The 14,607-nt window shown below is 62.4% G+C and carries 13 protein-coding genes; 2 read left to right on the top strand and 11 right to left on the bottom strand.

Annotation, left to right across the window (positions count from 1 at the left end; all coding sequences use genetic code 11):
• Positions 1-10: 10 nt before the first annotated feature.
• The 11 genes from ACTJK9_RS19365 to ACTJK9_RS19315 form a co-directional block, all read right to left on the bottom strand.
• Positions 11-565: a hypothetical protein gene (locus tag ACTJK9_RS19365; RefSeq protein WP_440815533.1), complete on the bottom strand. Its 555-nt coding sequence runs from the start codon at positions 563-565 to the stop codon at positions 11-13.
• Between the two features lie 112 nt (positions 566-677).
• Positions 678-1,382, bottom strand: coding sequence for a TetR/AcrR family transcriptional regulator (locus ACTJK9_RS19360; protein ID WP_011332647.1), 705 nt, complete (start codon positions 1,380-1,382; stop codon positions 678-680).
• Positions 1,383-1,500: 118 nt separating this feature from the next.
• On the bottom strand, positions 1,501-3,003 hold the full coding sequence (gene lysS, locus ACTJK9_RS19355; protein ID WP_102686535.1) for a lysine--tRNA ligase: 1,503 nt from the start codon (positions 3,001-3,003) through the stop codon (positions 1,501-1,503).
• A 69-nt stretch (positions 3,004-3,072) separates the two neighbouring features.
• Positions 3,073-4,168 (bottom strand): peptide chain release factor 2 gene (gene prfB, locus ACTJK9_RS19350; protein WP_102621447.1). Its coding sequence is split into 2 segments (ribosomal slippage): positions 3,073-4,095 and positions 4,097-4,168, totalling 1,095 coding nucleotides; the frame shifts between segments, so codons are not numbered across the junction.
• 225 nt (positions 4,169-4,393) lie between these two features.
• Positions 4,394-5,395, bottom strand: a complete 1,002-nt coding sequence (locus ACTJK9_RS19345) for a response regulator (RefSeq protein WP_011332645.1) — start codon at positions 5,393-5,395, stop codon at positions 4,394-4,396.
• 48 nt (positions 5,396-5,443) lie between these two features.
• Positions 5,444-6,454 carry a chemotaxis response regulator protein-glutamate methylesterase gene (locus ACTJK9_RS19340; RefSeq protein WP_085612267.1) on the bottom strand — a complete coding sequence of 337 codons (1,011 nt, stop codon included), beginning with the start codon at positions 6,452-6,454 and terminating at the stop codon, positions 5,444-5,446.
• On the bottom strand, positions 6,451-8,745 hold the full coding sequence (locus ACTJK9_RS19335; RefSeq protein ID WP_440815528.1) for a hybrid sensor histidine kinase/response regulator: 2,295 nt from the start codon (positions 8,743-8,745) through the stop codon (positions 6,451-6,453). Before ACTJK9_RS19335 ends, ACTJK9_RS19340 begins: the two co-directional genes overlap by 4 nt.
• Positions 8,742-9,425, bottom strand: coding sequence for a chemotaxis protein CheW (locus tag ACTJK9_RS19330; RefSeq protein WP_007954679.1), 684 nt, complete (start codon positions 9,423-9,425; stop codon positions 8,742-8,744). Before ACTJK9_RS19330 ends, ACTJK9_RS19335 begins: the two co-directional genes overlap by 4 nt.
• Positions 9,422-10,699 carry a CheR family methyltransferase gene (locus ACTJK9_RS19325; protein WP_440815525.1) on the bottom strand — a complete coding sequence of 426 codons (1,278 nt, stop codon included), beginning with the start codon at positions 10,697-10,699 and terminating at the stop codon, positions 9,422-9,424. Before ACTJK9_RS19325 ends, ACTJK9_RS19330 begins: the two co-directional genes overlap by 4 nt.
• On the bottom strand, positions 10,696-11,232 hold the full coding sequence (locus ACTJK9_RS19320) for a chemotaxis protein CheW (RefSeq protein WP_440815522.1): 537 nt from the start codon (positions 11,230-11,232) through the stop codon (positions 10,696-10,698). Before ACTJK9_RS19320 ends, ACTJK9_RS19325 begins: the two co-directional genes overlap by 4 nt.
• Positions 11,232-12,854 carry a methyl-accepting chemotaxis protein gene (locus ACTJK9_RS19315; RefSeq protein ID WP_074691247.1) on the bottom strand — a complete coding sequence of 541 codons (1,623 nt, stop codon included), beginning with the start codon at positions 12,852-12,854 and terminating at the stop codon, positions 11,232-11,234. Before ACTJK9_RS19315 ends, ACTJK9_RS19320 begins: the two co-directional genes overlap by 1 nt.
• Positions 12,855-13,347: 493 nt before the next feature.
• On the opposite strand from ACTJK9_RS19315, the gene ACTJK9_RS19310 reads away from it, so the two are divergent.
• Positions 13,348-13,863 carry an Hcp family type VI secretion system effector gene (locus tag ACTJK9_RS19310; RefSeq protein ID WP_039767797.1) on the top strand — a complete coding sequence of 172 codons (516 nt, stop codon included), beginning with the start codon at positions 13,348-13,350 and terminating at the stop codon, positions 13,861-13,863.
• 131 nt (positions 13,864-13,994) lie between these two features.
• Positions 13,995-14,607, top strand: a 613-nt coding sequence (gene tssI, locus ACTJK9_RS19305; protein ID WP_440815519.1) for a type VI secretion system tip protein TssI/VgrG, incomplete at its 3' end; no start/stop codon positions are given.

Here is a 14,607-nt window from a genome sequence, read left to right as displayed (position 1 = left end):
ACGAACTGAATTATTTGGCTTTGGCTTGATGCTGATAGCGCGCCGCTTCGACGAAGACATCGGAATTGGCCGGGTCGTCGAGGTAAGCAAAGACCTTTTCAAGCGGGCTGTCGACCTGCACGCCTTCGCCGTCATCGGTCTGGAAGCCCTGGCCGTCGAGGGTCTTCTGGGCGATGGCCTGGTTGATCTGTTCGAGGTCGAGGTTGTAGATCACCAGCTCGCGCTTGTCGGTGATCTCGAAACCGGCAATGATGAAGTGCCCGCCGTATTGCGCCGGCACCTTCGCCGACAGGTACCAGCGGTTGCCATGGCGCGACACCGTGAACGGATAGGCTTCACGCTCCCGGGGTTTGGCTTTGAAATACGCAACCGCCTGATAGCGGTCGTTGCCCAGGCGCGTCAGCTCCAGATTCATCGGCTCGCCCCAGGCATTGGTGCTCGACCATTGGCCGAGCAGGCCCTTGGGCGCCGGTTCACTGGCGGGCAGCGGCTCCTTGAAGGTCACCAGACATCCGCTGAGCAGCAGGAACGACAAGGCGATCAGCACGCCACGCCAGGCTTTCATTCGACACTCCCTAGAACCTGAAACACCTTCCCCTGTGGGAGCGGGCGTGCTCGCGAATACGGNCACCGTATTCGCGAGCAAGCCCGCTCCCACAAGGGACCTCCATCGGCTTTCAGACCGACGCGAGTACCAGGTGCATATAGCGCGTCAGAATGCCGAGCATGTCCTCTTCGGCCAAAGGCTCGGCGTCGTTGAGCAGGCCCTGATATTCCATCCGTCCGATAATCGCCGTCAACACCTTGGCATCCTGCTGCGGCTCGCGGGAGCCCAATACCTGGAACAACTGGCAGGTGCCCTGCAACAGAATCTGCTGATGGGAACGCACCAGTTCCGCCAGACGCGGGTTGAGCAGCGCTTCTTGGCGGAACGCCTGCTCGGCCATCAAATGCTCGCGACGGTTGACCAGTTGCCGATGCACGTAATCAGCCATCAACCGTGCGATATCGTCGGCCAGTTGCGAACGCGACTCCGGGCTGCCGTCGCCGCTGACCACCATTTCGCGCAGCAGGCCTTCGTTGTTGATCCACAGCTTGGCCATGTAGGCCGCGCTGCGCTCGACGTACTGGGCGAAGGTATCGGTGAGCAGGTCATCAATGTCCTTGAAGTAATACGTGGTGGCCGACAATGGCACACCGGCCTCGGCCGCCACCGCCCGGTGACGCACGGCCCGCACACCGTCGCGCACGACAATGCGCATCGCCGCATCGAGAATGTCCTGTCGACGCTGTTCACTGCCCTGCCGGCTGGCCTTGCGGCCTTGGTACTGAACACTTTCAGCGACCGCAGTGGCGATTCCCGCTGCACCCTCTTGAGCCATTGCACCGATCACGACAGGCATACCTCTGTTGTTTTCTTCAAAATTAACCATTTGATACGTTTGTACCAGACAGGCAATAAAAAGCCGCCCATTTCAGGCGGCTTTTTTATTGAAACACTTACGCTTGCGGCCGCATGTGCGGGAACAGGATCACGTCACGGATCGACGGGGAGTTGGTCAGCAGCATCACCAGACGGTCGATGCCGATACCTTCACCGGCCGTCGGCGGCATGCCGTACTCCAGCGCGCGAACGAAGTCGGCGTCGTAGTGCATGGCTTCGTCGTCGCCGGCGTCCTTGTCCGCCACCTGCGCCATGAAACGCTCGGCCTGGTCTTCCGCGTCGTTCAGCTCGGAGTAGGCGTTGGCGATTTCACGGCCGCCGATGAACAGCTCGAAGCGGTCGGTGACGTTCGGGTTGTCGTCGTTGCGACGAGCCAGCGGCGACACTTCGAACGGGTACTGGGTGATGAAGTGCGGTTGTTCCAGCTTGTGCTCGACCAGCTCTTCGAAAATCATCACCTGCAGCTTGCCCAGACCTTCGAAGCCCAGCACCTTGGCGCCGGCCTTCTTGGCGATGGCGCGAGCCTTGTCGATGTCGTTCAGGTCATCGGCGGTCAGCTCTGGGTTGTACTTGAGGATCGAGTCGAACACCGACAGGCGCACGAACGGCTCGCCGAAGTGGAACACCTTGTCGCCGTACGGCACGTCGGTGCTGCCCAGAACCAGCTGCGCCAGCTCGCGGAACAGTTCTTCGGTCAGGTCCATGTTGTCTTCGTAGTCGGCGTAAGCCTGGTAGAACTCCAACATGGTGAATTCTGGGTTGTGACGAGTCGAAACGCCTTCGTTACGGAAGTTGCGGTTGATCTCGAACACTTTCTCGAAGCCGCCAACCACCAGGCGCTTGAGGTACAGCTCCGGTGCGATACGCAGGAACATTTCCATGTCCAGCGCGTTGTGGTGGGTTTCGAACGGCTTGGCCGCGGCGCCGCCAGGAATGGTCTGCAGCATCGGCGTTTCGACTTCGAGGAAGTCGCGCTTCATCAGGAAGCTGCGGATATGCGCGATCACTTGCGAACGGACGCGGAAGGTCTGACGCACGTCTTCGTTGACGATCAGGTCAACGTAGCGCTGACGGTAGCGCTGTTCGGTGTCGGTCAGGCCGTGGTGCTTGTCCGGCAGCGGGCGCAGGGATTTGGTCAGCAGGCGCACGCTGGTCATCTCGACGTACAGGTCGCCCTTGCCGGAGCGGGCCAGGGTGCCTTCGGCGGCGATGATGTCGCCCATGTCCCAGGTTTTCACCGCGGCCAGGGTTTCTTCGGACAGAGTCTTGCGGTTGACGTAGACCTGGATGCGACCGGTCATGTCCTGGATCACCATGAACGAGCCACGGTTGAGCATGATGCGACCTGCAACCTTGACCGGGATCGCAGCCTCTGCCAGCTCTTCCTTGGTCTTGTCCGCGTACTGTTTCTGCAGTGCTTCGCAGTAGTTTTCGCGGCGGAAGTCGTTCGGGAAGGCATTGCCCTTGGCGCGCTCGGCAGCAAGCTTTTCCTTGCGCAGGGCGATCAGGGAGTTTTCTTCCTGTTGCAGGGCTTGCGGATCGAGTTGTAGGTCGCTCATGTCTTTAAATATTCCATCACAGGTTCGTTGCCCCCGCCGATGGCGGGGGACTTGAGGTCGGTTGAAAGCTTACAGCCCCGATTTCAGGCTGGCTTCCAGGTATTCGTCGATGTCGCCGTCGAGTACCTTGTCGCAGTCGCTGCGTTCGATGTTGGTGCGCAGATCCTTGATCCGCGACGCATCGAGCACGTACGAACGGATCTGGTGCCCCCAGCCGATATCCGACTTGGTGTCTTCCAGCGCCTGGGACGCCGCGTTGCGCTTCTGCATTTCCTGCTCGTACAACTTGGCCCGCAGCATTTTCATGGCGGTGTCCTTGTTGGCGTGCTGGGAACGTTCGTTCTGGCAGCTCACCACGGTGTTGGTCGGTACGTGGGTGATACGTACGGCCGAGTCGGTGGTGTTTACGTGCTGACCACCGGCACCGGAGGAACGATAGGTGTCGATCCGCAGGTCTGCCGGGTTGATTTCGATTTCCACCTTGTCGTCGATCTCTGGCGAGACGAAAACCGCGGAGAACGAGGTGTGACGACGGTTGCCGGAGTCGAACGGGCTCTTGCGCACCAGACGGTGCACGCCGATTTCGGTACGCAGCCAGCCAAAGGCGTATTCGCCCTTGATGTGCACGGTCGCACCCTTGATCCCGGCGACTTCACCGGCCGACAGCTCCATGATGGTCGCGTCGAAACCGCGTTTGTCGGCCCAGCGCAGGTACATGCGCAGCAGGATGTTGGCCCAGTCCTGGGCTTCGGTGCCGCCGGAACCGGCCTGGATGTCCAGGTAGGCGTTGTTCGGGTCCATCTCGTGGCTGAACATACGGCGGAATTCGAGCTTGGACAGCGACTCCTCGAGACCTTGAAGGACTTCGACGACGTCGTTGACCGCGCCCTCGTCGTTCTCTTCAACGGCCATGTCCAGCAGCTCGCGGCAATCGGCCAGGCCACCGTTCAGTTCGTCGAGGGTATCGACGATCTGCGCCAGCGCAGCGCGCTCGCGGCCCAGTTCCTGGGCGTATTCAGGTTTGTTCCAGACGGCAGGATCTTCAAGCTCGCGATTGACTTCGATCAGACGCTCATGCTTTTGATCGTAGTCAAAGATACCCCCGAATAGTTTCGGAGCGCTCGGACAGGTCCTTGATGGTGTTCAGGATCGGGTTGATTTCCATGACGGGCAGCACTCGTTGGCGAACTTTTGAAAGCCGGCGAGTATAACGTAATCAAGCTGTCACGGCAGCCCGTCCGGCGGCTGTTAAGGCGATTCACTTGACATGGCCTGACACAGATCCCTGTGGGAGCGGGCTTGCCCGCGAAGGCGGAGTATCAGTCGACATCATTGCTGAATGACCCACCGCATTCGCGAGCAAGCCCGCTCCCACAAGGGTATCGCGTACCTATTCGATGCCGACCTGATTGCGCCCGTTGTTCTTGGCCAGGTACAGGCCGCGATCCGCCGCCGAGATCAGCAACCGGCAGTCGCTGCCCGACTCCGGCACCATGGTTGCCAGGCCGATGCTGATGGTGAGGCTCGAGCCCTCGGCCGGGGCATTGTGCGGAATCTTCAGCGCCGCGACCGTCTGGCGCAGCTTCTCCGCCACCAGTCGGGCCCCGCCCGGCGAGGTGTTGGGCAGCACCAGCGCAAATTCTTCGCCGCCATAACGCGCCGGCAGATCGGACGGCCGGGCACTGGCCTCGCGGATTGCCGTGGCGACCTTGCGCAAGGCCTCGTCGCCTTCGACGTGGCCGAAGGTGTCGTTGTAGGACTTGAAGTAATCGACGTCGATCATCAGCAGCGACAACTGGCTCTGGTCGCGCAGCGAGCGGCGCCATTCCAGTTCCAGGTATTCGTCGAAATGCCGGCGGTTCGACAGCCCGGTCAGGCCGTCGGAGTTCATCAGCCGCTGCAGGACGAGGTTGGTGTCGAGCAATTGCTGCTGGCTGACCCGCAACGCGCGGTAGGCCGCGTCCCGTTGCAGCAACGTCATGTAGGACCGCGAGTGATAGCGGATCCGCGCCACCAGTTCGATGTTGTCCGGCAGTTTCACCAGGTAATCGTTGGCCCCGGCGGAGAACGCCGCGCTTTTGATCAGCGGGTCTTCCTTGGTCGACAGGACGATGATCGGAATGTCTTTGGTCGCCGGGTGATTGCGGTATTCGCGCACCAGGCTCAGACCGTCGAGGCCCGGCATCACCAGATCCTGCAGGATCACGGTCGGCTTGATCCGCACCGCATGGGCCACGGCAAGATGCGGGTCGGAGCAGAAGTGGAAGTCGATGTTCTCTTCATTCGACAGCCCACGGCGCACGGCTTCGCCGATCATCGCCTGATCGTCCACCAACAACACCATGGCGGCGTTCTCGTCGGTTTTGATGTCATCGATCTGTAAGTCATTCATGGGCGGTCACCTGAGTGCTGCGGGGGCCAGGATTGCCGATGGACGTATTCATTTGGGGAATATCTCCAGCAATCGTGGCGCTATCTTTTCCAGTGGACGGATTTCTACGGCCGCGTCGATGGCCGCTGCGGCCTTGGGCATGCCGTACACCGCACTGCTTTGCTGATCCTGCGCGATGGTCAGGTAACCCTGTTGGCGCATGAGCTTAAGCCCTTGCGCCCCGTCGCGTCCCATCCCTGTCAATAAAACCCCTACTGCGTCACCGTTCCAGTAATTGGCGACGCTTTCGAAAAACACGTCGATCGAGGGGCGGTAGATCTCGTTGACCGGCTCGGCGGTGTAGGCCAGCGTGCCGTTCTTGAGCAAACGAATATGGTGATTGGTGCCGGCCAGCAGCACCGCGCCGGCCTGCGGCGGTTCGCCTTCGCGAGCCAGACGCACGTCCAGGCCGCTGGCGCTGGCCAGCCATTCGGCCATGCCGGCGGCGAACACCTGGTCGACATGCTGCACCAGCACGATGGCCGCCGAAAAGTGGCGCGGCAGGCCCTTGAGCAAGACTTCCAGCGCCGCCGGGCCACCGGCCGAAGAGCCGATCGCCACCAGTCGCTGGCGCGAGGCGGTACTGCGCGGTGTCGCAGGTGCCGGGCGCGAGCGGGCGGTTTTCTCGCCGATCAGCCAGCCGATGTTGAGGATCTTGCGCAGCAGCGGCGCCGCCGCTTCCTGAGGATTGCCACCGCCGATGGCCGGGGTGTCGACCACGTCCAGCGCGCCGTGCCCCATGGCTTCGAACACCCGGTGCACGTTCTGCTGGCGGTCCACGGTGACGATGACGATCGCGCACGGGCTCTCGGCCATGATCCGCCGGGTGGCCTCGACGCCATCCATCACCGGCATGATCAGGTCCATCAGGATCAGGTCCGGGGTGTTCTCCGCGCACAGGCGCACCGCTTCGGCGCCGTTGTTGGCGACCCACAGCACCTGATGCGCCGGCTCGAAGGCCAGCGCGCGACGCAGGGCTTCCACCGCCAGAGGCATGTCGTTGACGATTGCGATCTTCATGCCCGCGCTCCTCCGATGAGCTCAACCACCGCGTCGAGCAGGGCGTCGTCATGAAAACTGGCCTTGGCCAGATAATAGTCGGCCCCGGCGTCCAGTCCACGGCGGCGGTCTTCCTCGCGATCCTTGTAGGACACCACCATCACCGGCAGCGATTGCAGACGGTTGTCGCGGCGCAGCAGCGAAACCAGCTCGATGCCGTCCATGCGCGGCATGTCGATGTCGGTGATCAGCAGATCGAAATCCTCCGAACGCAAGGCGTTCCAGCCGTCCATGCCGTCCACCGCAACGGCGACGTCGTAGCCGCGATTGAGCAGCAGCTTGCGTTGCAGTTCGCGCACGGTCAGCGAGTCGTCGACCACCAGAATCCGCTTGCGCGCGGCTTCCGTCGCCTGATTGCCGTGGCGCGCGATGCGTTCCAGACGCCCGGTGTTGAGCAGTTTGTCCACCGACCGCAGCATGTCTTCGACATCGACGATCAGCACCACCGAGCCGTCGTCGAGCAAGGCCCCGGCGGAAATGTCCTGCACCTTGCCCAGCCGCTCGTCCAGCGGCAGCACCACCAGCGTGCGCTCGCCAATGAAGCGCTCGACCGCCACGCCGTAGATCGCATCGCGCTCGCGGATGACCACGACCTTCAGGGTGTCGCCGCTGTTCTGACTGGCCGGACGTTGCAATAACTGACTGGCCGCGACGAGCCCGACATGTCGGCCCTCGTGCCAGAAATGCTGGCGCCCTTCGACCTGCACGATGTCCTCCGGCGCCAGGTCGCACATGCGCTCGATGTGCGCCAGCGGGAAGGCGTAGGCCTCGTCGCCGACTTCCACCACCAGGCTGCGCACCACCGACAGGGTCAGCGGCACCTCCAGATGGAAACGGCTGCCCTCGCCCGCCGTCTGCTCCAGCACCACCGCGCCGCGCAACTGGCGGACCATGTGCTGCACGGCATCGAGGCCGACGCCACGACCGGAGACCTCGGTGACCTTGTCGCGCAGGCTGAAACCCGGCAGAAACAGGAAGGTCAGCAGTTCTTCTTCGCTCAACTGGGCGGCGGTTTCGGCCGGCGACAACTGACGTTCGACGATGCTGCGCCGGACCTTTTCCAGATCCACGCCGTTGCCGTCATCGCTCAGTTCCAGTACCAGCAAACCGGCCTGATGCGAGGCGCGCAGACGGATCAGGCCTTCCTCCGACTTGCCCTTGAGCAGGCGTTCCTGTGGGGTTTCGATGCCGTGATCGACCGCGTTGCGCAGCAGGTGCGTTAGCGGGGCTTCGAGTTTCTCCAGCACATCGCGGTCGACCTGGGTCTTCTCGCCCTCGATCTCCAGCCGTACCTGCTTGCCGAGGCTGCGGCCGAGGTCGCGCACCATCCGCACTTGCCCGGACAGCACATCGGCGAACGGCCGCATGCGGCAGGCCAGTGCGGTGTCGTAAAGCACTTGCGCGCGCTGGCTGGCCTGCCAGGCAAACTCGTCGAGTTCGGCGTTTTTTTCTGCCAGCAGTTGCTGGGATTCGGCGAGCAAACGCCGCGCATCCTCCAGCGCTTCCTGAGCTTCAAGGCTCAGGGCATGTTCCTTGAGGTGCACATTGAGACTCTCCAGTGCCCGCAGACCGTTGCTCTGCATGCGCTTGAGGCGCTGCATCGTGGCCAGGTGCGGCTTGAGGCGCTGGGTTTCCACCAAGGATTTGCTCGACAGATCGAGCAGGCTGTTCAGACGTTCGGCGGTGACCCGCAGCACCCGCTCGCCACCTTCGGTGGCGCGTTTGCTCTTGCGCGGCGCGGGTTCCGGTTCGGCAACCTCGACCGGGATTTCAACCGGCGCAGGCTCCGCCACCGACGGTGGCTGAAGCTGCAACTCGGCCATCAGCGGCGCACTCGCAGCGGCGGGCACTAGTGGCGGCGCCGCCGGATCGAGCAATCCGCCCATCAACGCCACATAAGCCTCGATGTCCGCCGGTTGGGGGGCGTTGGCCGGGGTGGCAATGCGCATCAGCAAGTCGGTGCCCTGCAACAGCGCGTCGATATGTTCCGGGCGCAGGAACAACCGTCCTTCCTGCGCACTGACCAGACAATCTTCCATCACGTGGGCGACGCTGACGCCGCTGTCGATGCCGACGATCCGCGCCGCGCCTTTCAAGGAGTGCGCCGCACGCATGCACGACTCGAGCTGATCGGCCTGGGTCGGGTTGCGCTCCAGCGCCAGCAGCCCGGCGCTGAGCACCTGGGTCTGGGCTTCGGCTTCGAGGCTGAACAGCTCAAGCAAGGAGGCGTCGCGCATTTGCTCGGGGGTCATGTGAGGCTCCGGGACACGGCGGACAGCAACTGTTCTTCATCCAGCCAACGCAGGCTGCGACCTTTGAAAGGCAACACGCCTCGGGTGTATTTGGCGCTGGCTTGCGCACCGGAGCGTGAGGCGGCGTCGAGGATTCGCTCGTCGATGGCGTGAATCCCGTCGACTTCGTCCACCGGCACCACCACCGGCCCGCCCTGGGCCGAGATGATCAGCATGCGCGGCATGATCCGCGCGCCGGTCGCCGGGGCCGCGTTGCTGTCGAGGTCGAGCAGTTCAACCAGCGACAGGCACGCCACCAGCGCACCGCGCACGTTCGCCACGCCGAGCAAGGCCCGGGAGCGCTGGTGCGGCAGCGAGTGAATCGCCTGCAACGGCGCGACCTCCACCAGACTGCGGGTGGCCAGGCCGAGCCATTCTTCGCCGAGGCGGAACATCAGCAGCGAACGGGTCTTCAGCTCGGTTTCGACCTGGGTCGCCACCGGATCGCGCTCGTCCTGCTGCAACGCATAGCGGTCGAGCAGGCGTGTGGCGGCGGCGGAATACACCGAGCAATTGCGGCAATGGATGTGCTCGTCCAGCAGCGGGCAGGACTTGTCGCCATGGATGCCGATGCGGTTCCAGCAATCGTCGATGGCCCGGGCGTCTTCGTGGGTGACGTTCAAGGTGTCGGACGGGATCATCGTTTACGCTCACTGTCGGCGGTACGGTCGCTGCGGGCGGCGCGCTCCTGCAATCGTCTGGCGCCGGCCGTGTCGCCCTGGGCCTGCAACAGCGCGGCCAGGTGCATCAAGGCTTCGGGGTGTTGCGGCTCGAGGTACAACGCTTTGCGGTAAAAGCCCTGGGCTTCGAAGGCGCTGCCGGCGACATCGCTGAGCAGGCCGAGCCAGTAAAACACCTGGGCCACCGGCTCATGGCTGCGCAAATACTGCTCGCACGCGGCCCGGGCTTCGGCGCTTTTGCCTTCGTTGGCCAGGGCGGCGATGTTGGCCAGCAAGGTCGCCGCTTCGGGGTTGGTGCTTTTAGCCGTCGCCGGCAAAGGCGTCACGCCAGCAAACGGACGGTTGCGCACCGGCGGCGGTGGCGTGCTGCGCAGCGGTTGGCGCGCAGGCAACGGCAGCGCAATCGCGGTCGGCATCGGTAACGGTTCGGGTTTTGGATCGCTGTGACGGCTGAAGGCGAAGGACTGTGGAATCCCGATCGAACGCATGCCGAGCCGCCCAAGCAGACTGCCCTCGGCCGGGCCGATAAACAGCACGCCATCGACATGGGTCAGGCGCTTGAGCACGGCGAATACCTGCTGCTGGGTCGGCTGATCGAAATAGATCAGCAGGTTGCGGCAGAACACGAAATCGAACGGCGGCTCGTTGACCAGCAATGACGGATCGAGCACGTTGCCGACCTGCAGGCGCACCTGCTCGCGGACGATTTCACTCACCCGAAAGCCCTCGTTCTCGGCGAAAAAATGCCGCTCGCGAAAGTCCAGTTCCTGGCCGCGAAACGAGTTTTTGCCGTACAGCGCCCGCCGCGCCTTGTCCACTGACAAGGGGCTGACGTCCATGCCATCGACCTTGAACTGATGGGGCTTGAGGCCGGCATCGAGCAACGCCATGGCAATCGAATAGGGTTCTTCGCCCGTGGAACACGGCAGGCTGAGGATGCGCAGCGCGCGCATATTGTTCAATTCGCCCAGGCGTTTGCGCGCCAGTTTGCCCAGCGTGGCGAAGGATTCCGGGTAACGGAAAAACCAGGTCTCGGGGACGATCACCGCTTCGATCAGCGCCTGCTGTTCATCCCGCGAGCCTTGCAGGGTCTGCCAGTACTCATCGGCATTCACCGTTTGCGACAGGGTGATGCGCTGGCGCACGGCCCGTTCGATGATCGCCGGCCCGACCGAAGCGACGTCGAGGCCGATGCGTTCCTTGAGGAAATCGAAGAAGCGCTGGTCGCTGCTCATGGCTGCTCCTCAAGCCGCGCCGGATCCAGCGGCGATGTCGGGAACAGCAGCGTGCGCACCGACTCGTCCAGCAAGTCGTTGACCCGCACCCACTGCACCAGCCCCTGCGCATCCTCACGCACCGGGCCCAGGTACGGCGCCTGACGATTGTCGAGGCCGTACGGCTGGAAATCAGCCGGGTTGCAGCGCAGGGTATCGGTGGCCTGTTCGAGGATCAGGCCCAGCCATTGCGAGGGTTGCGAGTCATCCGTGCGGTAATGCACCAGCACCAGCCGTGTGCTGGTACGCGCTTGCGCAGGATGGCCGAAGGTCAGGGCACTGAGGTCGATCACCGGCACCACTGTGCCACGGTAGGCGAACACCCCCGCCACCCAGTGCGGCGCCCGGGCAATCGGCTTCAACGGCAGGCGTGGCAGCACTTCGGCCACTTCCGTGGCACGCAAGGCGTAGCGTTCGCTGCCGATGCGAAACAGCAGGAACAACGCCTGCTTCGCCACCGGCGCAGCGCTGCGTTTGGCGGTGATTTCGCTCATCAGACTTTGAATCGCGAAACGCCGCTGCGCAGGCCCACGGCCACCTGGCTCAGTTCGTCGATGGCGAAACTGGCCTGACGCAACGATTCGACGGTCTGGCTGCTGGCATCACCCAGCTGCACCAGCGCGTGGTTGATCTGCTCGGCGCCGGTGGCCTGGGCCTGCATGCCTTCGTTGACCATCAACACCCGCGGCGCCAGCGCCTGCACCTGATGGATGATCTGCGACAGCTGCTCGCCGACCTGCTGCACTTCGGCCATGCCGCGCCGCACTTCCTCGGAGAACTTGTCCATGCCCATCACCCCGGCGGACACCGCCGACTGGATCTCGCGGACCATCTGTTCGATGTCATAGGTGGCGACAGCAGTCTGATCCGCCAGACGCCGCACTTCAGTGGCGACCACCGCGAAACCACGGCCATATTCACCAGCCTTCTCCGCTTCGATCGCGGCGTTCAGGGACAGCAGGTTGGTTTGGTCGGCGACCTTGACGATGGTCACGACCACCTGATTGATGTTGCCGGCCTTCTCGTTGAGGATCGCCAGTTTGGCGTTCACCAGATCCGCTGCGCCCATCACCGAGTGCATGGTGTCTTCCATCCGCGCCAGGCCTTGCTGCCCGGAACCGGCCAGCACCGAGGCCTGATCGGCGGCGGTGGAGACTTCAGTCATGGTGCGTACAAGGTCGCGAGAGGTTGCCGCGATTTCGCGGGATGTCGCGCCAATTTCAGTGGTGGTCGCAGCGGTTTCGGTGGCGGTCGCCTGTTGCTGCTTGGAGGTGGCGGCGATCTCGGTCACCGAGGTGGTGACCTGTACCGACGAGCGCTGGGCCTGGGACACCAGCGAGGTGAGCTCGGTCATCATGTCGTTGAAGCCGGTTTCCACGGCACCGAACTCGTCCTTGCGGTCGAGGTTCAAGCGGCTGCTCAGATCGCCGGTGCGCATGATGTCGAGGATCTGCACGATGCGGTTCATCGGCGCCATGATCGCGCGCATCAGCAGCAGACCGCAGAAACCGGCGGCCAGCACGGCCACCAGCAGTGAGACGAACATGCTGACCTTGGCCGCCGCCACGGCCTCATCAATGTTGGCCATGGCCTTGTCGGCGACTTTCTTGTTCTCGCCAATGATGTCGTTGAGCTTCATCCGGCCCGAGTACCAGGTCGGAGTCAATTGTTCGTGGAACAGCTTGACGGCGTCGGCTTCCAGATTGCGCTTGTGCAAATCGAGCACCGCATCCTGAATTTTCAGGTAGGCATCGTGATATTTCTCGAACGCCGCGAATTCGAGCTTGTCCTCGTCCGTCACCACCGTGCCACGATAATTGGCCATCTGTTCCTGAAGCCGAGATTCGAAAGCCTTGTAATCGGCCGCATCTTCACTGCTGATGCCCTGCCCTTCCTTGAGCCCCAGCAGTTCCTGTGTTTGCAGATAACTGTCGACCCACGCGCCACGAATCATCGAGCTGTAATAGACGCCGGGAATCGCGTCGTCACGGACGCTGTTTTCACTGGCTTCGATCTTCAGCAGCCGCGAATACGAGACGACCACCATCAGCAGCATGATGGCGATAATCACCGCAAAGCTCGCCAAAATGCGTTGGCGCAACGTCCAGTTCTTCACAGTCAGTCCTCGGGGCGGGTCGAAATGCGGGGGAGTATAGCTGAGGGCGGTGTTTCATTTATAAGACGGTTTGCCGCGCTCTAGCCTTCCGGCATTAAACGGGGTGGGCTCTGGACAGGGACTTTCAAGGAATCGGAGGGTGGCGTGCCAGTGACGCAATGGCAAAAAGGGGCGATGGATTGGTCATTTCAGTTTTAGATGATCCGAAGAGGCGGTAGCCATGTGCCATGGTGCGCAACTTCTTGCGCACTTGATTCGCGAAATCGCCGCCTTATTTCGCTACAGCCCCCGGTTACCGTCGCCTGTAGCCGAGTGNGCGCACTTTTGCTTTCATCGCTGTTCAAAAAACGCTCAAACACGCGAGCCAGAGCGGTCAAGTCCCCGGCTCCCGGGGACGCACCAAAAGCTGGCACGCTCCTTGATAACAGTCAGGTACCCACCGGGCGATTTCGCCTCCCGGGCACCCTAACTTTATCCGCAAGGAGCACCTCCCATGGCAACACCAGCGTACATGTCGGTTACCGGCGAAAAACAAGGCCTGATCACTGCCGGCGCCTTCACCGCCGACTCCGTTGGCAACACCTACCAGGAAGGCCACGAAGACCAGGTTATGGTTCAGGCTTTCAGCCACGACGTGATCATCCCGCGTGACCCGCAATCCGGTCAGCCAACCGGTCAGCGCGTTCACAAGCCAGTGATCATCACCAAGGTCTACGACAAGGCTTCGCCACTGCTGCAAGCTGCCCTGACCTCGGGCGAGCGCATGAGCGAAATCGTTATCCAGTGGTACCGCACTTCGGCTCAAGGTACCCAAGAGCACTACTACACCACCAAACTGGAAGACGCGATCATCGTCGCCATCAACAACAAGATGCACAACTGCCAGGATCCATCGAACGCCCACTTCACCCACCTGGAAGAAGTGCAGTTCACCTACCGCAAAATCACCTGGACCCACGAAGTATCCGGTACTTCGGGTTCCGATGACTGGCGTGCTCCAGTCGTTTAATTACGGCTGATCGTTACAAGCATCGGCCAGCTCTGCTGGTCGATGTTGTTTACGCCCCTCCAGAATTTCGCGTGCGTTGAACCGCTTGACGGTCATCGACGAACGCCGCTGTACAGCACGAGGAACAAGGGATGTTCGCGCCGGCCAATGAAACCCACTTTGCCCTGACCATCGAAGGTCTTTCCGCCGATTTCCAGGTGTTTACCCTGAGCGGCCGGGAAGCCATCAGCCAGCCTTTTGTGTTCGAGGTGGAGCTGGTCAGTGAGCAGCCGTCGCTGGACCTCGAAACCCTGCTGCACAAACCGGCCTTCCTGCAGCTGTCGCCCGACGGCAGCGGCATCCACGGCCTGATCTACCGCGCCGCGCAAGGCGATTCCGGCAAGCGCCTGACGCGCTATTCCGTGACCCTGCGCCCGCAACTGGCGTATCTCGCGCACCGGATCAACCAGCGGATCTTCCAGAACCTCAGCGTGCCGAAAATCATCGGCAAGGTCCTCGAAGAACACGGCATCCAGGGCAACGCCTACGCCTTCCAGACCGGTTCGATCTACCCCGACCGCATTTACTGCGTGCAATACGACGAATCGGACCTGCATTTCATCCAGCGCCTGTGCGAAGAAGAAGGCATTCACTACCACTTCCAGCACAGCGCCACGGGCCACAAACTGGTGTTCGGCGATGACCAGACGGTGTTCAAGAAACTGGCGCCGGTGGCCTATCAGCAGGACTCCGGCATGGTCGCCA

This window comes from Pseudomonas sp. 22082, assembly GCF_052046055.1.
GTDB classification, from domain to species: Bacteria; Pseudomonadota; Gammaproteobacteria; order Pseudomonadales; family Pseudomonadaceae; genus Aquipseudomonas; species Aquipseudomonas pharyngis.
The sequence above is the reverse complement of the archived record's forward strand: the minus strand, read 5'-3'. Positions and strand labels throughout refer to the sequence as shown.